The sequence below is a fragment of the Devosia sp. MC521 genome, from assembly GCF_014127105.1.
Lineage (GTDB): Bacteria > Pseudomonadota > Alphaproteobacteria > Rhizobiales > Devosiaceae > Devosia.
In genome coordinates this window covers 3,727,315-3,747,901 of sequence record NZ_CP059902.1, presented here as the reverse complement: position 1 = coordinate 3,747,901, position 20,587 = coordinate 3,727,315, and the positions used below count along the sequence as shown (strand labels likewise).

Here is a 20,587-nt window from a genome sequence, read left to right as displayed (position 1 = left end):
TCCCTGTTAGCGGAATGCGGCCGGAACCCAGCTCTGATAGAGCGGGTGATCGGGGCGGAGGGGAAGTTCAACCTCAGTGTGGGTTGAAGACGAGTGGTAAAAGGCCGTGACCAGTTCCAGCGCGCGACGAGAGTCGGCACTAGTGACGGGCAGCGGGCCATTGGCTTCTAGCGCATCGTAAAAGCGCGCCATCTGCGTTTGGAAACGCGACGGGACGTGCTTCCAATCTTTTAGTAGAGCTTCGATCTTGGCCGCCGTTTCTGGATTGCGCGGCTCGATCTTCCACGGCTTGTCGCCGGGATTGTAAGGCGCGTGATCGCTTTCGAAGGTGACGTTTTCAAACGCCAGACGAATACGCGAAATGTCGGTGGAGGAGCCAAGGGTTGCCGTGAAGCTACCCAGAGCGCCGCTCGCCATTTCGACGGAAGCGGAGACGCAATCTTCGACTTCAATGTCGTTGACGCGAGTGGCGACGCGACCAAAGAGGCGGGATACGTCGCCCATGAGATAGGTGAACATGTCATGGGGGTGAATGGCGTGGGTCATGAGCACCCCACCGAGCTCGGTAGCCCACTTACCGCGCCACGGCACGGCGTAATAATCGGGGCCACGACGCCAGAGGGTTTCGACGGTGCCGACATAAGGCTTTCCGGCAATGCCAGCGTCGATGATGGTTTTTGCCTGTTCGACGCCATCGCCAAATCGATATTGGAAGACCGGCATGAGGCGGCCTTTTGACTGGGCCTCGGCGGCGATGACTTCATCGACCTGCGCCAGAGAACCAACCAGCGGCTTTTCGCAGATGACGTGCTTGTTCGCCTTGAGGGCGGCCAGCGTCATCGGGTGGTGCAGCATGGGCGGGGTGCAGACGTCGATAATATCAACGTCGGCCATGGTGAGGAGATCATCGAAATTGGTGATGCGACGTTCGATGCCGAACTCGTCGCCCACCGCATTCATGCGCTCGACGTTAAGGTCGCATAGCGCCAAAACTTTGAACTTGTCGGGATTGGTCAGATAGCCTTCGACAATGTGGCTGCGGCCAATGCCCATGCCGACGACAGCAACGTTATAGACGCGGCTCATTGGGCCCACTCCGTGCCTTGCTCGGCCAGATTTTGAGCATTGAGGGCCATTTTCATGGCATTAAAGCAGCGCTCTTGTGGCATGGCAGTTTCGGTGCGATTGCGCACGTCGTCGAGGAACTGGCGGCCAAAGGGCAGCTCGACGCCAGAGCAATCCTTGTAGTGGACGCCCTTTTTATCGACGAGGAAGAGGTGGTTATCGCCGGGCTTGCCGTCGATATCGACGTATTTCCTCAACTCGATATAGCCCTCAGTGCCCAAAATGGTCAGGCGTCCATCGCCCCAAGTGGGGAGACCTTCGGGGGTGTACCAATCGACGCGGACATAGCCGGTGGTGTTTTGCGTGCGGACGTGAGCATCGCCAACATCCTGAAGGCCCGGACGGTGTAGGTTATTGCGGTTGGCAACGGAAGCAGACACCACTTCGCCATCCATGGCATCCGAGAAGAACAGGAACTGCTCGAACTGGTGGCTGGCGATGTCGCACAAAATGCCGCCGTAGCGATTGCGGGTGAAGAACCAATCGGGGCGATTGTTGAGGCGCAAAGAATGCGGGCCCATGCCGATGGTGTTGACCACCTTGCCGATGGCGCCAGACGCAATGAGATTGCCTGCTTCGACCGCAGCCGGAACTTCAAAGTGCTCGGAGTAAAGCACGGAGAAGATGCGGCCGGTTTCCTTTTGGACGCGGCGGATCTCGTCAAACTGGGCAAAGGAAATCATGCCCGGCTTGTCAGTGAGCACGTCTTTGCCGTGGCGCATGGCGGCGAGGCAGATCTCGGCGCGATCGCCGGGAATTGCGGCGGTTGTGATGATCTGAATGGACGGGTCTTCGAGCAGGACGGCCGGATCGGACACGCGCGGCGCTTCGGGATATTTCGCGCCAAAAGTGGCGGCGAGGTCGTCTTCAGCCGAATAGAAGCCAACAAACTGCGCACCAGCGCGCTTGAGGCAATCGACCTGCCCGTAAATATGGGCGTGGTTGACGCCGATGGCTGCAAACTTAATCGTCATTGGAGGAGAACCCTCAATTCAATTTGGTCTGGAAGGAGCGGCGGGTGTGGCCGCTCCTGTGCAATTTAGGTCCGCGATCAGCGCTTCATGCCGGTGGTGGCAATGCCCTCGATGAGGAGGCGCTGGAAGGCGAGGAAGAAGACGAAGATCGGCACCAGAGCGAGGACGCTCATGGCGAACATGCCGCCGTAGTCGGACTGGCCGGTGCTATCGACGAAGGTGCGCAGACCGAGCATGACGGTGTATTGGCGCAGATCGGAAAGATAGATCAGCGGGCCAAAGAAATCGTCCCAGGTCCAGATGAAGGTGAAGATCGCGGCGGTCGCCAGAACCGGCGTGCTCAAGGGAAGAAGAATCTTCCAATAGATGCGCCACGGCCCTGCCCCGTCCATACGCGCGGCTTCATCAAGCTCCTTGGGGATGCCACGGAAGAACTGCACCATCAGGAAGATGAAGAAGGCGTCGGCGGCCAAGAACTTTGGCACGACGAGGGGAAGGAAGCTGTTCACCCAGCCCATGTTGAGGAACATCACATACTGCGGGATCAGGGTGACCTGATAGGGCAGCATGAGCGTCATCAGCATCATGGCGAACCAGAAGTTGCGGCCAAAGAACTCGAGGCGCGCAAAGGCAAAGGCGGCCAGCGAGCAGGCCATGACATTGCCGATCACCGACAGGCCGGAGATGACAAAGGAATTGAGGAAGAGCTGGCCAAAGCCAACGCGCAACCCATTCCAGCCACGGAAGTAGCTATCAATGCTCCAATTCAGACTCGGCAGCACCGAAATGCCCGAGGTGAAGATCTCGTTCTCAGGGCGGAATGACGCCGCAAGAAGCCATAGCAAGGGGTAGAGCATGATGATCGACGCAGTGATCAGCAAGCCATGCGCCACAACCGACATGATGCGTTTGCGGGTCGGTGACGTCGAGGTCACGACGGTGAGACGGTCTGCATCAGTCGTCATAGTGCACCCAGAACTTTGAGGTGAGGAACGAGAAGGCGGTAAACGCAGCGACGATGATCAGCAGCACCCAAGCGAGCGCCGAGGCATAGCCCATGCGGAAGAAGCCAAAGGCCTCGTTGTAAAGATAGAGCGTATAGAACAGGGTCGAGTTGATCGGACCGCCTGTGCCGCCCGAGATGATGAAGGACGGGGTGAAGCTCTTGAAGGCTTCAATGGTCTGGATAATGGCGTTGAAGAACACCACCGGGGTCAGCATGGGAAGGGTGATCTTCCAGAACTGACGCCAGCGCGACGCACCATCAAGGCTTGCCGCCTCATACATATCCTGCGGGATCTGACGAAGCCCAGCGAGGAAGATGATCATGGGCGAGCCAAACTGCCAGACGGCCAGAATAATCAGCGTCCACAGCGAGGTGTTCGGATTGGAAATCCAGCTTGGGCCTTCAATGCCGAAATTGGCGAGGACCTGATTGACCAAACCATTGCCGGCAAAAATCTGACGCCAAAGAATGGCGATCGCAACGGAGGCACCCAAAAGGCTCGGGAGATAGAACAGCGCGCGATAGATCGAGAGCCCCTTCATGCCGCGATTGAGCAGCAGCGCGACGCCGAGCGCAAAGGCGAGCTTGAGCGGCACCGAGAAGATAACGAAGACGAAGGTGACGCGCATAGAGGCGGCAAACTTCGGATCGTTGGTGAACATGCGCGTGTAGTTATCGAGCCCAGCCCAGCGTGGGGCGGTGAGCAGATCGAAATGGGTAAAGCTGAGATAGAGAGACGTCAGAATCGGCCCGATGGTCAGGCCCAAAAAGCCGATGAACCAAGGCAAAAGGAAGAGGTAGCCGGGGGCATGGTTTTCCCATATCCCCCGCCACACCGATGGGGCGGCCACGCGGGCTGCCGAAGTCATATGTTTCGTATCAACCTGCGTGGCCATATACGGTCCCCTAGGTTTTAGGCCTGACGCGCCAGAACGGCACTTGCTTCAGTGACGAAATACTGGCCGGCGTCTTCTGGCGTGCGTGCGCCGAAAGCGACTTCCTGGCTGAGCGTACGCAGCACGGAGATGTCGATTTCGCCAGCAGCGGCTGGTGGAGGAGGAGGCAGAGCGCCCAAGAGATCGCCAAGGTTGGCAACGAAATCGAGCGCGATCTGATCCTGTTCATTCAGGGTCGGCGCGATGGCTTCGCGGACGCCCGGAATGCACGGAATGCCGCGTTCGACGCCGAGAATCTTGCCTGCTTCAGGATCGTTGATGAAGTAGGAGAGATACTCAGCTGCCAGTTCCTTGTTCTTGGACGAGCCGCCGATGGAGAAGAACATGGATGGCTTGCGGTAGTGACCGCCGCCAACACCCGCTGCAATACGCGGATAGCTGGTGATGGTGACCTTGTCGGTCATCAGCGCCTGGAAGCCCACGAGCTGGTTAGAGTTCGACGGCATCATGGCCGACTTGCCCATCACGACCATGGTTGTTTCGAGCGGACCATTGGTGTCGAGCGCCTGAGTTTCGGCGTCAACGCAGATCTTGTCGGCGCGCATCTGGTTCCAGAAGGTGAACCATTCGATCGCTGCGTCGGCATCAAAGCCGAGCTTGCCATCAGCGGTGTAGAGCGCGAGGCCCTTCTGGCGGAGCCAGTTGTCGAGCATTGGCTCGGAGCCCGAACCGTCAGCGATAACGCGAATGCCACCGCGGATATTCTTGGAGAGGAATGCCTCGCCCATGGCGCGGATGTCATCATAGGTGGTGTCGCGGTTCGGCAGATCGATACCGGCTTCTTCAAAAGCTGCGACGTTGACCAGCTGGGCCACCGAGTTGGCGCCCAGCGAAATACCGTAGAGCTTGCCGTCAACCTTGCCGCCTTCGAGCTGGTCGGCATCAAAGCCGTCGAGCTTGAGCTGATTGCCGACATATTCGTCGAGCGGAGCAATGGCGCCGCGCTTGGCGTATTCAACGATGAAGCGATAGTCCATCTGGACGATGTCTGGCGAATTGCCGCCTGCGGTTTCAGTGGCCAGCTTTGGCCAGTAGTCGCCCCAGCCGAGGAAGCTGGAATCAACCTCTGCGCCATTGGCGGCCTTGAACAGGTCGTTGACGCCATAGGTTCGGTCGGCGCGCGCCTGACCGCCCCAGAAGAACTGACGCAGGCCCGCGCTTTGTGCGAAGGCTGGGCTTAGGCCCAGAGCGCCAGCAGCGGCGAGAGCGGACGAGCCCATAAGAAACTGACGTCTATCGAGACGAATAGTCATATTTATCCTCCCAAAGTGCACAATCCCGGAGTGGGATTGGCGAATGACCAGCGACCTCCCGTCGCTAAATCACTAACTGGTTACAAGATGAAGAAGAACGAACCCATTTCCGTTTCTGCCTTGCTCGCCACCGCCCGAGGTATAATCGGGCAAGCTTTGTGCGCCTTGCCAGCTATTTACGAACGTTACACGTCCAAATCCGGCCGGGCAATCTCTTGTATGGAAGAATCGCGCTAGGCGCGAAATTCCACAGACAGGCCATGTGAACGAATTGGTGAAATTCCTCTCCCTCATGCGCGGCTCTTCGACCGCGTCAGATTAAGGAGACAGTGACCCAAAAAAATCGCTAGGAAAACTACGAAATTTCCTGCGTATTATAGAAACAGTCTATAGCCGGAGGAGGCGATGGATAAGCTACTCACCCAATTCATGGCAGTTGCGGATGCCGGTTCACTGTCTGGAGCGGCACAAAACCTGCTGATTACACAACCGACATTGACCTTCAACATGCGCAAGCTTGAAGAGACTATCGGCGCGGCGCTGTTTGAGCGGAGCTCACGCGGGGTAAGGCTCACCCGCTACGGGGAAACGCTTTATGAAAACGCGCGGATGATGAGCCGCATCTACGATAATACTCTCAAGGTGATCAGCGATCAGCAACGGGGCGTGCAGCGCGGGGTGTCGATCGGGTCGGGCTATTCGTGGTGGTCCCTGTTTTTACGCGACATGGTGCTCGACTATGAAAAAGAGTTTCCGCGATCGCCCGTGCAGGTGAGCTTAGGCAATCAGCTGCGGCTGCTCGACCAAATGCTTTCAGGCGATATTTCGATGTTTCTGGCCCATGAAATCGATGGGTTGAGCCCATCAGTGGGCACAGATTTCATTCCCCTCGCCAAGGTTTACAACGCCTTCTTCGCCCATGAAGGGCATCCGCTTTTGGGACAGGCACGATCGGCCAGCGAGATCGATCAATTCGCTCTGGTCACGACCGCCATTGCCGAAAGCCGGCACGAGCGATTTCTCGACCCAACACTGCGGCGCACGCGGGTGGAGACGATCTTTGATCGCGCCCGGTTTGCGTTTCGATCGAACTCACTGGCGGCCTGCATTGACTACGCCTTGGCGACCGATGCCGTATTGCTGCACACCAATGTGCTGTGCGACGATCTCAAAGCCAAAGGGCTATTTGAGGTGGACCAGGCGGACGAGCCGCGACGCGCGATCAGCGGCATTTATGTGCTGCGGGAGAGACGCGGCGAAGAGCGCATAGAAGAACTCATAGAACGCATCACCAAAGCGTGCCACGCCGTACTTCCCGCATGGACCGGCGAGGCGTAAACCAAAGGTAATATTGAAAACCCTCCACAGGGTGCTTCTGACATGTTAGCGCTATAATTATGTACCAGGCCCCAAACTACTCCACCCAACCCCAAGCCCCCACGCCCGAGCGCCTTGCCGCCGGCGAGCGGGTGGCTCAGCGTCTCAAATCCGAGGTGCGGGGCAATATTTTCACCGACCCGTTGATGACCTACGCTTGGAGCGGGGACGCGAGCAGCTATCGCCTGATCCCGGCTGTCGTGGTTTTCGTCAATTCGGAAGATGATGTGCGCGCGGTCTACAAAGCGGCGCGGGCTGAAGGCCTGCCCGTGACCTTCCGCGCGGCGGGAACATCGCTCTCCGGCCAGGCCATCACCGATGGTGTGCTGGCGGTTTTGGGCGACGGGTGGCGAAAACTCTCCATTCACCCCGGCGCGGAGAAAATCACGCTCGGGCCAGCGGTGATCGTGGCGGAAGCCAACAAAGCGCTAAAGCCCTTTAACAAAAAGATCGGGCCTGATCCGGCGAGCCAGGCCACCGCCAAGATCGGCGGCGTGGTGAGCAATAATTCTTCAGGCATGTGCTGCGGGGTGGCGCAGAACACCTATTACACCATGGACCGGCTGCGCATTGTGCTGACCGACGGGACCATGCTGGACTCCGGCGATGCAGAGAGCTGCGCCGCCTTCCGCAAGACCCACGCGTCTATGCTCGAGAAAATTCACCAGCTGCATCATGTGGTGATGGAAGACGCCGAGCTTGTGGCGCTGATCCGGGAAAAATATCGGATCAAGAACACGGTCGGCTATTCGCTCAATGCGCTGGTCGACTATCACGACCCGCTCGACATTTTGATCCATCTTATGGTGGGCTCTGAAGGCACGCTCGGCTTTGTCTCGGAAGTGACCTACAACACCGTGCCGGAGCACCCGTATAAATCGACGGGGATGATCCCCTTCCCTGACGCGCAATCGGCAGGGCGGGCCATTATCGAAATGGCCAATGGCGGGGTGCAACTGACGGTCGGCGTCAATGCCGCCGAATATATCGAGCGCCGGGCGCTGGCGACGGTTGAGCATGTGCCCGCCATGGCGAGCATTTTGCCTTGGCTGACCGCGCACTCACCTGCGGTTTTGATCGACGTGACTGCGCCTGACGAAGCAACGCTGATTGCCGAGGTGCAAAAGACAGAGGACTTGCTGGCGCGACACGGGGCGACCCATCTCAACTTCTCGACCGACGAGCATTTGAGCCACGCGTTCTGGGATATCCGCAAAGGCTTTTTCACCACCGCCGGGGCAACGCGTCCGCAGGGCACCACCCTGATGACCGAAGACATTGCCGCGCCGATTGAAATGCTCGCCGATTTTGTGACCGATGTGCGCGCGATGCTCGATGAGCATGGCTATGAAGACGCGATCATCTTTGGCCATGCGCTGGCGGGGAATTTGCACTTTTTGATGGGCGACGACTTTGCCAAGCCGGGCGCCGCGGAAAAGTTCGACCTCTTCAACCAAGCGCTCTCGGACCTCGTCTCGGTGCGCTACAATGGCTCGCTCAAGGCCGAGCACGGCACGGGCCGGGCGATTGCGCCATTCGTTGAAATTGCGTGGGGCAAAAAAGCCTATGGCTTGATGGAAGAGATCAAGGCGATCTTTGATCCCGAAACCATACTCAATCCGGGCGTGATTTTGAACGCCGACCCCAAGGCGCATGTGCGCCATCTCAAGCTCATGCCGCAGGCCGATGGCCTCGTGGACATGTGCATTGAATGCGGCTTCTGTGAACCCGCCTGCCCCAGCCATCATATGACGCTGACGCCTCGTCAACGCATTGCCGTGACGCGCGAACGCGCCCGCATGCGAGCTTCGGGCGAAGATCCGGCACGGTTGGAAAAGTTTGAAGCCGATTTCCAATATGCCGGGCTCGACACTTGCGCGGCGTGCAATCTATGTGCGCTACGCTGCCCGGTTGGGATTGAGACCGGCACCATGGTGATGGGCGAAAGGGCCCGACGCCGCGGCGACACCGGGCATTCGATTGCCAAACTTGTCGCTGGAAACCTCGCGACGATTGAAACGGGAATGCGAATTGGTCTGGCCGTGGCCGATGGGGCCAGGACGATCATCCCCGGTGGCGCTGTGGAAGCACTGACAGATACGGCACGCAAGCTGACCGGGAACCGCATTCCACGCGTCTCGCGGGCGTTGCACCACGGCACCGGAACACCAAAGGCACGCGACAATCGTCAAGACCCGCGCACAACGGGCTTCCCCGTACCGATCTCGCAGCCAGCGCGGGAAAAGATTGTCTATTTCCCCGCTTGCCCGAGCCGCATGTTCGGCGCGCCAAAGACGGACGAAGGTTTTCTGTCGACGCAGGACGCCATGGTGGTCCTCCTCGAACGGGCGGGCTATGAGGTGATCATCCCCGAAAAGCTCACCGGCCAATGCTGTGGTCAGCCGTTCCAATCCAAGGGTTTCCCTGAGGAGGCAAAACGTGTGGGGGGCGCCCTCAACGATGAGCTGTCGCGCCTATCGCATGGCGGCGCGCTCAATGTGGTCACGGACGCATCAACCTGCGCCAAGCATCTCAAGGAGTTTCCGGGCGAGGCCGCGGTCGCGGATAGCGCGCAGTATTTGCTCAGTCATGTCTTGCCCCGCCTGACCATCACCCAGCGTCTGCCCGTGGTGGCTGTGCACCACAATTGCTCGGCACAGCGCTTGGCAGAGCAACCGGCGACGGAAGCGGTGGCGCAGGCGTGTTCGGAAAAGCTGGCGGTGCTCAGCTCGATCACCTGCTGTGGGTATGCGGGCGACAAGGGGCTGTTCATTCCTGAATTGAATGAACACGCAACCCGTCGGGTGAAGAACGATGTGCCCGCCAATTGCACCGTCGGCGTGTCGACAGTGTCCACCTGTGCTTCGGGGCTTTCCGAGCGGGCGGGCGTGCCGTTTGTGGGGCTCGCGAGCTTATTGGAATGGGCGACGCGATAAGGCTTTTGGCTTTTGGATTTTGGGGTTTTGAAAGGGGGCGGCTTAGCTGCCCCTTTTTTGTTTTTGGGGAATGGCACCCACCTAACCTCCCCCGCGAGCGGGAGAGGGATTGGGCTGGTGGGTGAGGTTGGAATACGGCAAGGGGCATAGGGCCCCTCACCCTGCATTTCGCGCCGACCTCTCCCCCAAAGGGAGAGGTAAAGAGCCCTCGGTACAGAACCAAAAGAAAAGGCAGCCCGGGGGCTGCCTTAAAACTATTCCGCTGCCATTTTTTCTTCGGCGGGGCGCTGGTCGGTGATGGCCAGAGGTTCTGGCTCATCATCGGCGCGCTTGCGGCGAATGCGTAGGCGTTTGATACGACGGCTGTCGGCCGCCAGAATTTCAAACTCAAAGCCTTCGAGCGGACCATTACCCGACACGCGTTCGCCACGCTTGGGAACGTGACCGGCAATATCGAAAACGAGGCCACCAATGGTGTCCACCGCTTCGGCATATTCGACGGGGTCGAAATCGGGACCAATGAGCTTACGCACATCTTCCAATTCGGCACGTGCGTTGGCGATGAAGAGATCATCACCGACGCGACGAATCAAAGCGGCCTCGGCAACGTCGTGTTCGTCTTCGATCTCGCCAACGACGGCTTCGAGCAGATCTTCAATGGTCACCAGACCATCGGTGCCGCCGTATTCATCGACCACGATGGCCATGTGGGTGCGGCTGGCGCGCATGGACTGCAAGAGATCGGCTGCCGGCATAAAGGTCGGCACAAACATGGCCGAGCGCATAATGCCGAGCTTGTCGATGCGCGTTTTGAGCGCTGCCGACAAAAGCTTAACCGGGACATCTTTTTCCGGATCGCTCACTGGCTCGGTGATTTTGGCCAGAGCGTCCTTGATATGGATGAAGCCCTTAATATCGTCCAAGCCTTCTTCGTAGACCGGCAGACGGGAGTGACCCACTTGGCGGAACTTAGCCAAGAGCGTGCCCAGGTTGATATCGCCCGATACCGCATGGATATCCGAGCGTTCGACCATGACGTCGTCCACGGAGACTTTAGAAAGCTTGAGCACGTTCTGAAGAATGACGCGCTCACTATCCGAGAAATCGCCAGCGTCGGCGGTTCTCGGCTCCTCTAACGCGACTTGTAAGTCGTCGCGCAGCGAGACCGACTTCAGGGGCATAAGGCCCTTAAGGCGGCTCCACAAGTTAGGCCCCCGTGAAGCGGAGGCGGTACTAGAAGGAGGTTCAGGGTTATCTGCCACCCGCGAGGCGTTTTTACTGTCGCTGTCGTTCATCATGCCTGCCGCATATGCGGCTTCTGTTACCTTCGGACGAAATGGCCCATCCAAAAATGGGTTGCATCACCTTTAATCGGCGTAAGGATCGGCAATACCGAGCCCGGCCAATATCTGGGTTTCCAACCCTTCCATTTGAAGAGCTTCCTCTTCCTCGATGTGATCATACCCCAAAATATGCAGAAATCCATGCACCATTAGGTGGGTGAAATGATCTTCGAGGCTCTTGCCCAGATCTTTTGCTTCTAGCTCAAGAGTTTCTCGCGCCAGCGTAATGTCACCCAAAATACCGAAGACAGGCCCAAAAGGCTCGATTTGCGGAAAACTGAGAACATTTGTCGAGGAGTCTTTGCCACGCCACTCGGCGTTTAATTCTCGTTGTTCTTCATCATCGGTGAAAACAACAGATATTTCGGCAGGCCCTTTGAGGCGCGCTTTGGCGCCAGCGAGGGCCGCAAACACCGCCTTTTCAGCGAGTTCGTCAAAATGGTCTGGCCAACCATCCGCGTTGCGGATGATGGCCACTTCAAGAGGCAGAGTAGTCAGTTCGATTGTCCTTCGGCAGCATTCTGCTTGGCCAGACGGCGCGCAGTATCAGCCTCATAGGCCCGGACGATGCGGCCGACAAGCGCGTGGCGAACCACATCCTTGTCACCAAAGCGGGAAATGTGAACGCCTTCCACACCGTCGAGGAGGTGAACTGCTTCCACGAGGCCCGATTTTTCACCACGCGGTAGATCGACCTGTGTCGGATCGCCAGTGACGATCATCTTAGAGTTCTCACCCAAACGGGTGAGGAACATCTTCATCTGCATCGATGTGGTGTTTTGCGCTTCGTCGAGAATGACGACGGCATTGGAGAGCGTGCGACCGCGCATGAAGGCGAGCGGCGCGACTTCAATAATGCCCGAGGCAATGCAGCGCTCGACATTTTCAGGCTTCATCATATCGTGCAGCGCGTCGTAGAGCGGGCGCAGATACGGATCGACCTTATCCTTCATATCGCCGGGCAAGAAGCCGAGGCGTTCGCCCGCTTCCACCGCCGGGCGCGAGAGGATGATACGATTGATGTCGCCGCGCTCAAGAAGCGAGGCAGCATGGGCGACGGCGAGATAGGTTTTACCGGTACCGGCAGGGCCGACACCAAAAACCAATTCGCTGCGCTCCATGGCGCGCATATAGGCGTCTTGGGCAGGGGTTCGGGCAACGATGGTGGATTTGCGCGTGGCAATCTGGGCCATGCGCACCTTGCCCTTCTTTTCCAAGGACGGCAGCGTGAGCTGGCTGTCTTCGGTCTCGATCATGCGAATGACCGCATCGACATCGCCAATATCGGCGCGGCGACCTTCTTCAAGACCGGCGTAAAGAGATTCCAACACGCGACGCGCCTGATCAACCTTGGACGCTGCGCCCTTGAGCAACACATGATTGCCGCGCGGCGTGGCCGTGACGGCAAGACGTTGTTCAACGAGGGCGAGGTTTTGGTCGAAATCACCATAGAGCTGTGAAGCAAGGCGATTATCGTCAAAGGCGAGTTCGAGTTGTGATGCGAGGGCGTTATCTGCTGATGGTGACAAATGCCTGCTCAAACTTTCTCGGCTCCCAAAGGAGGCGCCGCGGGCTGCGTCGCCAACACATAACGACGCTAGGTGAATTTGCGTTCGCTGTCTTCAAGTATTTGGTGACAGTTTTATCTCAAAGCAAGGGCTGACATTTGGCGAGACTTGCGTTTGCGCGGCGCGCCTAAGCCCCTCTCAACCGGCCGATGGCCGACCTCTCCCCCCGGGGAGAGGTATGAGCCCCCCGCTAGCGGGGAGAGATTAGACGACTAGCTTTGGGCCAAACGCCCGACAAGCGAATTGGTCATGGTGCCAATGATCTCGACCTGATGGATATTGCCGATGAGATCTGGGCTGCCATCGAGGTGAACCGCTTGCAGGTAAGGCGAGCGACCGCCAATCTGACCGGCCTGACGACCAACGCGCTCGATAAGAACCGGCAGAGTTTTGCCGATCATGGAGGCGTGGAAGTCCGTGGTCTGCTGATTGACCAGCTCTTGCAGGCGATGGAGGCGCTCGGTTTTGACCTCTTCGGAGATTTGATCGCCCAGATTTGCGCCCGGCGTGCCGGGACGGGTCGAGTATTTGAACGAATAGGCCGAGGCGTAATTGGTCTGGCGGATGATATCGAGAGTGTCCTCGAAATCCTGATCGGTTTCGCCGGGGAAGCCGACGATAAAGTCGCCGGACATGGCCATGTCTGGACGCGCGGTTTTGATGCGCTCGATGAGCGCGAGATATTCAGCGCGCGTGTGCTTGCGGTTCATGGCCTTCAAAATGCGATCCGAACCGGACTGAACCGGCAGGTGCAAGTAAGGCATGAGAAGCGGCAGATCACGGTGCGCATTGATCAGCGCATCGTCCATGTCGCGGGGATGGCTGGTTGTGTAGCGCAGGCGCTCAAGGCCAGAAATTTCGGCGAGGAGATAAACCAGCGCGCCAAGGCCGACATCGCGCCCGGCGGCATCGGTGCCGTGGTAGGCGTTAACGTTCTGGCCCAGCAGGGTGATTTCCTTGACGCCGGCGTCGACCAGACGACGGGCTTCGTCGAGCACCTGGGAGACCGGACGGGACACTTCAGCGCCACGCGTATAGGGCACAACGCAGAAGGAGCAGAACTTATCGCAGCCTTCCTGCACAGTAAGGAAAGCGGTGAGGCCGCGCGCAACCATCACTTCTTTTTTGGCAGCAGGAAGATGAGCGAACTTATCTTCTTCGGGGAAGTCAGTGTCGATAACGGCGCGCTTGAGCGAGGGGTGCAGATGCTTGCGCGATTCGACCTGCGAGAGCATTTCAGGCAGGCGGTGGTAAGCCTGCGGACCAAAAACCAGATCGACCACGGGCGCGCGGCGGGCAATTTCTTCGCCCTCGGCCTGCGCCACGCAACCGGCAACACCGATCATCATATCGCTGCCAGCGGCGCGCTTTTCATCCTGCAATTCACGCAGGCGACCCAGTTCGGAGAAGACCTTTTCCGAGGCTTTTTCGCGGATGTGACAAGTGTTGAGCAGGACCAGATCGGCCTCAGCAAGCTCTTGCGTCGGCGTATAACCGTGCGGCGCCAAGGCGTCGGCCATGCGGTCGCTGTCATAGACATTCATCTGACAGCCATAAGTCTTGATGAACACCCGCTTGGGTGCGCTCGGGATCATAGTCTGGGTCATGGTGGCTCTTTAGCAGAGCCAAACAATTCATGCCATGCCTCTGCAACCGAACGCCGAGTTGCGGGTTATCTCGGTTAGAGAAGTACTGATTATTGCAAGCAGGCACAGTCTGCACTTCGCACTAATCGTTTGATTTCCGGCGTATATATACGGTGTTGGTTAGCCGATGGGTCGACGACAATAGCGTTAGGCGAGTAATCCGAAGCGTGGTTTTGGAACAAGGCTGGCGCGCAGGCGTTCGGATCGTCGTACACTAAGTTGATGCAGGGGCTATAATCGGATGGCAATCGCCGGGGTACACAAAGTGCCCAAGCTCGGTAAATTCCATCGCGGTCACTCGATCGCCACCTATCTCTATGCACTGGTGCTGGTGATCCTCATTCCCGCCTTTGCTGTCTCGGTCGTGCTGATCAATCGCGGCAACGACACCCAACAAGCCGTCGTCAACACACTGATCAATGCCACTGTGCAGGCCATGGGCTATTCGGTGGACCGTGAAGTTGCTGGCATGGCGACCACTTTGCGCGTTCTAGCCGCTACACAGGCCATGCAGGACGAAGACCTGATCAACTTCCACGCCCGCGCCACCCAAGCGCTGCAGGGAACGAGCACCTATCTGCTGGCCACGGATGACGAGTTCAACCAGATTTTGAACACGCGCATGCCCTTTGGCACCAAGCTGCCGAAAACCGCCGACCCGGTGACGGCGGCCTTGGCGCTCGAAACTGGGCGCCCCGCGATATCCAACCTCTTCATGGGCGCCGCCTCGCGGCGACATGTGTTCAGTGTGTGGCTCCCGGTCCAGACGACTGAAAGCGTTGCGCTTTTGGGACTGGCGCAAAATTCAGATGATCTTGCGCCAGCACTGCAATCACGCCAATTGCCCGAGGGCTGGCACGCGGCCCTCATTGATCTCAACAACGCGGTGATGGCGTCAACTTTGGACGCGGGACTTGAGGTCGCAGAGACGCTGCCACTGCGCCAAGACCAATCCAATTTGCCCGACGAGCGGTTTTCACGCGAGGTCTATGACGGCGAAGATGTGGTGAGTGTGCTCTGGCGCTCGCCTCTCACGGGCTGGCGTATCGTCGCTTGGGCGTCCGCTGCCAATGTGCAAAAGCCACTGGCCGACTCGCTGCAACAATTGGCCATTTGGGCGCTTGTCATTGCCGCGACCTCGACTGGGGTCGCCTTTTTGATCGCTGGCCGTATTCGTCATTCGGTCAAGGGGCTCAGCGTTGACGCGAGACGCCTTGGGCATGGCGAAACGGTCTATCCGCGCTCTTATCCGGTTGCCGAAATTGCCGAGGTGTCAAAAACGCTGGCCGTCGCCTCTGAGCAACGGCAAACCGCCGAGCGCGACATTCGTTTCCTGATGCGGGAGTTGGCACATCGCTCAAAGAACCAAATGGCCGTTATCGCCGCTATGGCCAAGCAAACGGCGCGGGGTTCTACCGATCTGCCCACCTATGTGCAGACCCTTGAGAAACGCATTTTGGGTCTGGCGCGCTCGACCGACCTGCTCTTGGCCAATGGTCGGGCTGGGGTGATGTTAAGTGAACTGGTCGACCAGCAATTGGGGCCTTTCCTGCCACCCGATGCAGACCGGGTGACCATTGACGGACCTGAGGTGCGCATCAACCCGCAAGGAGCACAGATTTTGGGCATGGCGCTGCATGAGCTGTCGACCAATGCCACGCGCTATGGCGCGTTTTATGAGCCAAGTGGGCGACTAAAGCTCAGCTGGGATATTAAAGACTCCATGCTGTTTATCCGCTGGCGTGAGTATCTGCGCTCGGAACTGGTGATGACCGACCGATCTGGCTTTGGCACGATTGTGTTGCGCACCATGGTGGGTGGAGCCCTAGGGGCAAAAGTGGAAAGAATCGCGCATCCCGATGGGGTTGAGTGGCAATTTCACGTCCCCCTCACCGCACTCGACCCGTCCTTTGCGGCGGCGCGACCCGAGGAGCAGCTGGCAGCCCAATAAATTCTGGTGTTTTGGGCCTATTTGCCCTATAGGTCCGCCCAGCTGGCGGCTTGTTGCATGACAAGACGGCCTGCCTTCATGGCCCTACCTGGACGACATCCTGGTTGGGGCGTCCACTTTCCTAACTGAAAAGGAACAGCTGATGTCGATTACTGCAGAACGCAAGGCAGAACTCATCAAGGAATACGCAACCACTGCAAACGACACCGGTTCGCCGGAAGTGCAGGTTGCGATTCTGTCTGAACGCATTGCGAACCTCACCGAACACTTCAAGGGCCACAAGAAGGACAACCACTCCCGTCGTGGTCTTCTCAAGCTCGTTTCGACCCGTCGTAGCCTGCTCGACTACCTCAAGAAGGTTGACGGCGCGCGCTACCAGTCGCTGATCGAAAAGCTCGGCCTGCGTCGCTAAAAAACTTCCGGCGCGTGAGGCAACTCTCGCGCCGGTTGCCCTTTTCCGGGGCAGTTTAGAGCAAACTCCCGCAATATGGCGGAAAGTGCTTTTAGGCCGGCGATGCCGGAGCATGGCAGGATTACCAGCCACTTCCGCTGAGGAGTTGCTCGTTGTCTTGTCCATGTTCTGACCCGCCAACAGAACCAGTGCCTGATTTTGAGCTGACATGCACATGGGGTGCATCATCAGTGCGGGCACATCGGTAGAGTTCGCTCGTGAAGGCCTCACGCGCGTTCCCGCTCTGCCGCAAAACAGAAAGACAAGTCATGTCGATCAATTTTGACCACCACAAGGTCGAGCTGAACTGGGGCGGCCAGCCGCTTACGCTCGAGACCGGTAAGATGGCTCGCCAGGCTGACGGTGCAGTCATTGCCTCGCTGGGCGAAACCGTTGTTCTCGCGACCGTGGTAAGCGCTAAGACCGCAAAGCCCGGCCAGGACTTCTTCCCTCTGACCGTCAACTACCAGGAAAAGTACTTCGCCGCGGGCAAAATCCCAGGCGGTTACTTCAAGCGTGAAGGCCGTCCGAGCGAGAACGAAACTTTGGTTTCGCGCCTCATCGACCGTCCGATCCGCCCACTGTTCCCAGATGGCTACAAGTTCGAAACTCAGGTCGTCATCACCGTTCTCCAGCACGACATGGAAAACAACCCAGACGTGCTCGCCATGGTCGCAGCTTCTGCTGCTCTGACCATCTCCGGCGTTCCGTTCATGGGCCCAATCGGCGCTGCGCGCGTTGGTTATGTCGATGGCGAATACGTTCTGAACCTGCCAGTTGATCGTCGTGCTGACAGCAAGCTTGACCTCGTCATGGCTGGCACGCAGGACGCCGTTCTGATGGTTGAATCGGAAGCTCAGGAGCTTTCGGAAGAAATCATGCTCGGCGCAGTGATGTTCGGTCACAAGGCATCGGCTCAGGTGATCGAAGCGATCATCAAGCTGGCTGAACTTGCTGCCAAGGAACCACGCGAATTCACTCCGCCAGACTTCTCGGCTCTCGAAGCTGAAGTCCTGACGATTGCTGAAGCTGACCTGCGCGCTGCTTACCAGATCACTGAAAAGGCTGCACGCTACGCTGCGGTTGCCGCTGCCAACACCAAGGTCAAGGAAGCTTTTGCTGCCAAGATCGAAGCTGGCGAAGTGTCCAAGGAAGCGCTCGGCGAAGTCGTTCACAACCTGCAGGCCAAGATCGTTCGCTGGAACATTCTGGACACCGGCAGCCGTATCGACGGCCGTGACACCAAGACCGTTCGCTCGATCGTTTCTGAAGTTGGTATCCTGCCACGCACCCACGGTTCGGCTGTGTTCACCCGCGGTGAAACTCAGGCGCTGGTTGTTGCGACCCTCGGTACTGCCGATGACGAACAGTTCATCGACAGCCTCGAAGGCACCCGCAAGGAAAACTTCCTCCTGCACTACAACTTCCCTCCATATTCGGTAGGTGAAGCTGGTCGTATGGGTTCCCCAGGCCGTCGCGAAATCGGTCACGGCAAGCTGGCTTGGCGCGCGATCAACCCGATCCGCCCATCGCTGGAAGAATTCCCATACACCATCCGTATCGTGTCCGAGATCACCGAATCGAACGGCTCGTCCTCGATGGCAACCGTTTGCGGCACCTCGCTCGCACTGATGGACGCTGGCGTTCCAATGAAGCGTCCAGTGGCCGGTATCGCCATGGGGCTGATCCTGGAAGGCGACAAGTACGCCGTTCTTTCGGACATTCTGGGTGACGAAGATCACCTCGGCGACATGGACTTCAAGGTCGCAGGGACCGAAGAAGGCATCACCTCGCTGCAGATGGACATCAAGATCGCCGGTATCACCGAAGAGATCATGAAGACCGCTCTGGCGCAGGCTAAGGACGGCCGCGTCCACATTCTGGGCGAAATGGGCAAGGCCCTGAGCCAGAGCCGTGGTGAAGTCGGTGAATTTGCTCCGCGCATTGAAACCCTCAAGATCCCAACCGACAAGATCCGTGAAGTGATCGGCACCGGTGGCAAGGTTATCCGCGAAATCGTGGAAAAGACCGGCGCGAAGATCAACATCGAAGACGACGGCACCGTAAAGGTTTCGTCTTCGGAAGGTTCGCAGATCGACGCTGCGATCAAGTGGATCCGCTCGATCACCGACGAGCCAGAAGTGAACGCAATCTACCAGGGTACTGTCGTTAAGACCGCTGACTTTGGTGCATTCGTGAACTTCTTCGGCGCCAAGGATGGCCTCGTGCACATCTCCCAGCTGGCCGACCAGCGCGTTGCCAAGACCACCGATGTGGTCAAGGAAGGCGACAAGGTTTGGGTCAAGCTTCTGGGCTTTGACGAACGCGGTAAGGTTCGCCTCTCCATGAAGGTTGTCGATCAGGCAACAGGTCAGGAAATCGTGGCCGCTGCCAAGGATGATTCGGCTGAATAATTTCAGCTAAATTTTCCATCACCAATTTGAAGAAGGCCGGCTCTGCTGGCCTTTTTCTTTTAGCCTCAGTACGCATGTGCTTTTTGAGCAACATTTGCAGGATTGGGATTTTTGCGACACGGAACCGCCGCATTGGTGCCATGTTAAGGTAAGCAAAGGTATGGGTAGTGTCGAAGGCGGGATCCCTCGCCACATTCTCAACACCCCCCGTTTTGATTGAGGTTCCGAGTTGCTTTCTCGCCGTCTGTTCCTGATCGGGATTTCCGCCACTGCGCTGACAGCGTGTACAACAACACGTCAGCCTAAGGTGGTTGAGCCCACTTTCGACCCCTATTATGTCCGCATGTACGGCCCTCTCTATGACGAGCCACATCCGGTGGAAGCCATGGACCTGCGTCGCGTCGACCCCAAGTGGTGGCGCCAGGAAGTGGAGTATTTCACCTCCGAGCGTCCGGGCACGATCGTTATCGACACGCCAGCGCATTACCTCTACCTCGTCATGGAAAACAACCGCGCCCTGCGTTACGGCATCGGCGTCGGCAAGGACGAAGCCTTGGTGTTCCGCGGCAATGCCACGATCGGCCGCAAGGCTGCTTGGCCCCGTTGGACACCCACTCAATCCATGATCCGTCGTGAACCTGATCGTTATGGTCCATACGCCGGTGGCATGCCTCCGGGCCCGACCAATCCGCTTGGACCGCGTGCGCTTTATCTCTATCGCAATGGGGCGGACACGCTGTTCCGTATTCACGGGACGACCGAGCCCTATACCATTGGTACCAATGTCTCTTCGGGCTGTATCCGCCTGATGAACCAAGACATTATCGACTTGTATTCGCGCGTGCCGGTCGGTGCGCGTGTGACGGTTGTCAACTAACCGTCCTATGTAGATTTGCTGGTGGCGCCCTTACCGTAGTCACTGTCGCCGGCAAAAATAGGGCCCGCTTCGCCTCCCGAAGCGGGCTTTTTTTTATGCGTTAGGCGTGATGTTCGGCGCCCAGCATGGCCAAGAACTGCGCAACGGCTTCTGGCGGCAAGCCGGCCGCCGCAAAGACTTCAGCGGCAAAGCTCACGGGTGCCGTTCCAGCTGCGGTGATGACACCATCAGCAGCGATAGCCTTGGTCTGGGCGATATAGTGCTGCGCACCGGCATAGGCCGGCACCAGAGCCGCGAGATAGCCGTCGCCATTGGAGGTGTGTGGGATAGCGTTCAGCAAGCCTGCACGGGCCGCAGGGAGCGTACCGCCACAAATGGCGGCAATGGTGGCGCCCGCCGCTTTGCTGGCCAGCAGAACTGGGGAGATGTCAGGCGCATCAGGCGCATCCCAAATTGTCCCGCCGCAGACGACCAAAACGCCCTCGGAGCAAACGTCGAGCTTGCCGGTATCGGCGACAAGCATTCCGCCCGCCGAGGTCAGATTGCCACCATTTGGCGATACAAAGCGGATGTCTGCCGCGAAAAAGAGACGCCCTGCCCCACTGATGAGCGCAATCTCCCAATCCGAAAAACCTTCGGTGAGGATGATGGTGATGGGGTGCATTGATTTCTCCTGATTATTCAGTAGCTTGATGCCAGAACAGTGACAG

At 58.2% G+C, this 20,587-nt stretch carries 15 protein-coding genes and 1 pseudogene; 6 read left to right on the top strand and 10 right to left on the bottom strand.

The window, feature by feature from the left end; all coding sequences use genetic code 11:
• Positions 1–6: 6 nt before the first annotated feature.
• The 5 genes from H4N61_RS18075 to H4N61_RS18055 all read right to left on the bottom strand — a co-directional run bounded on the left by H4N61_RS18075 (position 7) and on the right by H4N61_RS18055 (position 5,314).
• Positions 7–1,086 (bottom strand): Gfo/Idh/MocA family oxidoreductase, encoded by a 1,080-nt coding sequence (locus H4N61_RS18075; RefSeq protein ID WP_169194314.1) that lies wholly within the window; start codon positions 1,084–1,086, stop codon positions 7–9.
• On the bottom strand, positions 1,083–2,099 hold the full coding sequence (locus tag H4N61_RS18070) for a Gfo/Idh/MocA family oxidoreductase (protein WP_169194315.1): 1,017 nt from the start codon (positions 2,097–2,099) through the stop codon (positions 1,083–1,085). The genes H4N61_RS18075 and H4N61_RS18070 overlap by 4 nt, the downstream gene beginning before the upstream one ends.
• A 77-nt stretch (positions 2,100–2,176) precedes the next feature.
• Positions 2,177–3,064 (bottom strand): carbohydrate ABC transporter permease, encoded by an 888-nt coding sequence (locus H4N61_RS18065; protein ID WP_349236469.1) that lies wholly within the window; start codon positions 3,062–3,064, stop codon positions 2,177–2,179.
• Positions 3,054–3,974 (bottom strand): sugar ABC transporter permease, encoded by a 921-nt coding sequence (locus H4N61_RS18060; protein ID WP_169194513.1) that lies wholly within the window; start codon positions 3,972–3,974, stop codon positions 3,054–3,056. Before H4N61_RS18060 ends, H4N61_RS18065 begins: the two co-directional genes overlap by 11 nt.
• A 44-nt stretch (positions 3,975–4,018) precedes the next feature.
• On the bottom strand, positions 4,019–5,314 hold the full coding sequence (locus tag H4N61_RS18055; RefSeq protein WP_169194316.1) for an extracellular solute-binding protein: 1,296 nt from the start codon (positions 5,312–5,314) through the stop codon (positions 4,019–4,021).
• Between the two features lie 405 nt (positions 5,315–5,719).
• Here H4N61_RS18055 and H4N61_RS18050 point away from each other — a divergent pair, with 405 nt between their 5' ends.
• Together H4N61_RS18050 and H4N61_RS18045 are read left to right on the top strand one after the other, a co-directional pair.
• Positions 5,720–6,652, top strand: coding sequence for a LysR family transcriptional regulator (locus tag H4N61_RS18050; protein WP_169194317.1), 933 nt, complete (start codon positions 5,720–5,722; stop codon positions 6,650–6,652).
• A 59-nt stretch (positions 6,653–6,711) separates the two neighbouring features.
• On the top strand, positions 6,712–9,627 hold the full coding sequence (locus H4N61_RS18045; protein WP_182394623.1) for an FAD-binding and (Fe-S)-binding domain-containing protein: 2,916 nt from the start codon (positions 6,712–6,714) through the stop codon (positions 9,625–9,627).
• Positions 9,628–9,881: 254 nt separating this feature from the next.
• On the opposite strand, the gene H4N61_RS18040 is transcribed toward H4N61_RS18045, so the two are convergent.
• From H4N61_RS18040 to miaB, 4 genes are all read right to left on the bottom strand, one after another.
• Positions 9,882–10,808, bottom strand: a complete 927-nt coding sequence (locus tag H4N61_RS18040; RefSeq protein ID WP_182394622.1) for a hemolysin family protein — start codon at positions 10,806–10,808, stop codon at positions 9,882–9,884.
• 186 nt (positions 10,809–10,994) lie between these two features.
• Complete coding sequence (gene ybeY / locus H4N61_RS18035; protein WP_282567637.1) at positions 10,995–11,474, bottom strand: rRNA maturation RNase YbeY; 480 nt, start codon at positions 11,472–11,474, stop codon at positions 10,995–10,997.
• Complete coding sequence (locus H4N61_RS18030) at positions 11,465–12,499, bottom strand: PhoH family protein (RefSeq protein WP_248305890.1); 1,035 nt, start codon at positions 12,497–12,499, stop codon at positions 11,465–11,467. The genes ybeY and H4N61_RS18030 overlap by 10 nt, the downstream gene beginning before the upstream one ends.
• A gap of 251 nt (positions 12,500–12,750) precedes the next feature.
• Positions 12,751–14,145, bottom strand: coding sequence for a tRNA (N6-isopentenyl adenosine(37)-C2)-methylthiotransferase MiaB (gene miaB / locus H4N61_RS18025; protein WP_182394621.1), 1,395 nt, complete (start codon positions 14,143–14,145; stop codon positions 12,751–12,753).
• 304 nt (positions 14,146–14,449) lie between these two features.
• On the opposite strand from miaB, the gene H4N61_RS18020 reads away from it, so the two are divergent.
• The 4 genes and pseudogenes from H4N61_RS18020 to H4N61_RS18005 all read left to right on the top strand — a co-directional run bounded on the left by H4N61_RS18020 (position 14,450) and on the right by H4N61_RS18005 (position 19,877).
• Entirely contained in the window at positions 14,450–16,135 is a 1,686-nt protein-coding gene (locus H4N61_RS18020) for a sensor histidine kinase (protein ID WP_169194322.1), read from the top strand.
• Positions 16,136–16,239: 104 nt separating this feature from the next.
• A pseudogene (rpsO, locus tag H4N61_RS18015) lies at positions 16,240–16,547 on the top strand (30S ribosomal protein S15).
• Positions 16,548–16,855: 308 nt separating this feature from the next.
• Complete coding sequence (gene pnp, locus H4N61_RS18010; RefSeq protein WP_182394620.1) at positions 16,856–19,000, top strand: polyribonucleotide nucleotidyltransferase; 2,145 nt, start codon at positions 16,856–16,858, stop codon at positions 18,998–19,000.
• A 229-nt stretch (positions 19,001–19,229) separates the two neighbouring features.
• Positions 19,230–19,877, top strand: a complete 648-nt coding sequence (locus tag H4N61_RS18005; RefSeq protein WP_169194325.1) for a L,D-transpeptidase — start codon at positions 19,230–19,232, stop codon at positions 19,875–19,877.
• A 100-nt stretch (positions 19,878–19,977) separates the two neighbouring features.
• Here the strand turns inward: H4N61_RS18005 and H4N61_RS18000 are convergent, their stop codons facing one another.
• On the bottom strand, positions 19,978–20,541 hold the full coding sequence (locus tag H4N61_RS18000) for a DJ-1/PfpI family protein (RefSeq protein ID WP_169194326.1): 564 nt from the start codon (positions 20,539–20,541) through the stop codon (positions 19,978–19,980).
• Between the last annotated feature and the right edge of the window lie 46 nt (positions 20,542–20,587).

What these genes read in the sequence shown, in the direction of transcription:
- H4N61_RS18075 (WP_169194314.1), bottom strand. Translation starts at nt 1,086, where the DNA reads ATGAGCCGCGTCTATAACGTTGCTGTCGTCGGCATGGGCATTGGCCGC.
- miaB (WP_182394621.1), bottom strand. Translation starts at nt 14,145, where the DNA reads ATGACCCAGACTATGATCCCGAGCGCACCCAAGCGGGTGTTCATCAAG.
- H4N61_RS18050 (WP_169194317.1), top strand. Translation starts at nt 5,720, where the DNA reads ATGGATAAGCTACTCACCCAATTCATGGCAGTTGCGGATGCCGGTTCA.
- H4N61_RS18000 (WP_169194326.1), bottom strand. Translation starts at nt 20,541, where the DNA reads ATGCACCCCATCACCATCATCCTCACCGAAGGTTTTTCGGATTGGGAG.
- H4N61_RS18070 (WP_169194315.1), bottom strand. Translation starts at nt 2,099, where the DNA reads ATGACGATTAAGTTTGCAGCCATCGGCGTCAACCACGCCCATATTTAC.
- pnp (WP_182394620.1), top strand. Translation starts at nt 16,856, where the DNA reads ATGTCGATCAATTTTGACCACCACAAGGTCGAGCTGAACTGGGGCGGC.
- H4N61_RS18060 (WP_169194513.1), bottom strand. Translation starts at nt 3,974, where the DNA reads ATGACTTCGGCAGCCCGCGTGGCCGCCCCATCGGTGTGGCGGGGGATA.
- H4N61_RS18065 (WP_349236469.1), bottom strand. Translation starts at nt 3,064, where the DNA reads ATGACGACTGATGCAGACCGTCTCACCGTCGTGACCTCGACGTCACCG.
- H4N61_RS18045 (WP_182394623.1), top strand. Translation starts at nt 6,712, where the DNA reads ATGTACCAGGCCCCAAACTACTCCACCCAACCCCAAGCCCCCACGCCC.
- H4N61_RS18040 (WP_182394622.1), bottom strand. Translation starts at nt 10,808, where the DNA reads ATGCCCCTGAAGTCGGTCTCGCTGCGCGACGACTTACAAGTCGCGTTA.
- H4N61_RS18055 (WP_169194316.1), bottom strand. Translation starts at nt 5,314, where the DNA reads ATGACTATTCGTCTCGATAGACGTCAGTTTCTTATGGGCTCGTCCGCT.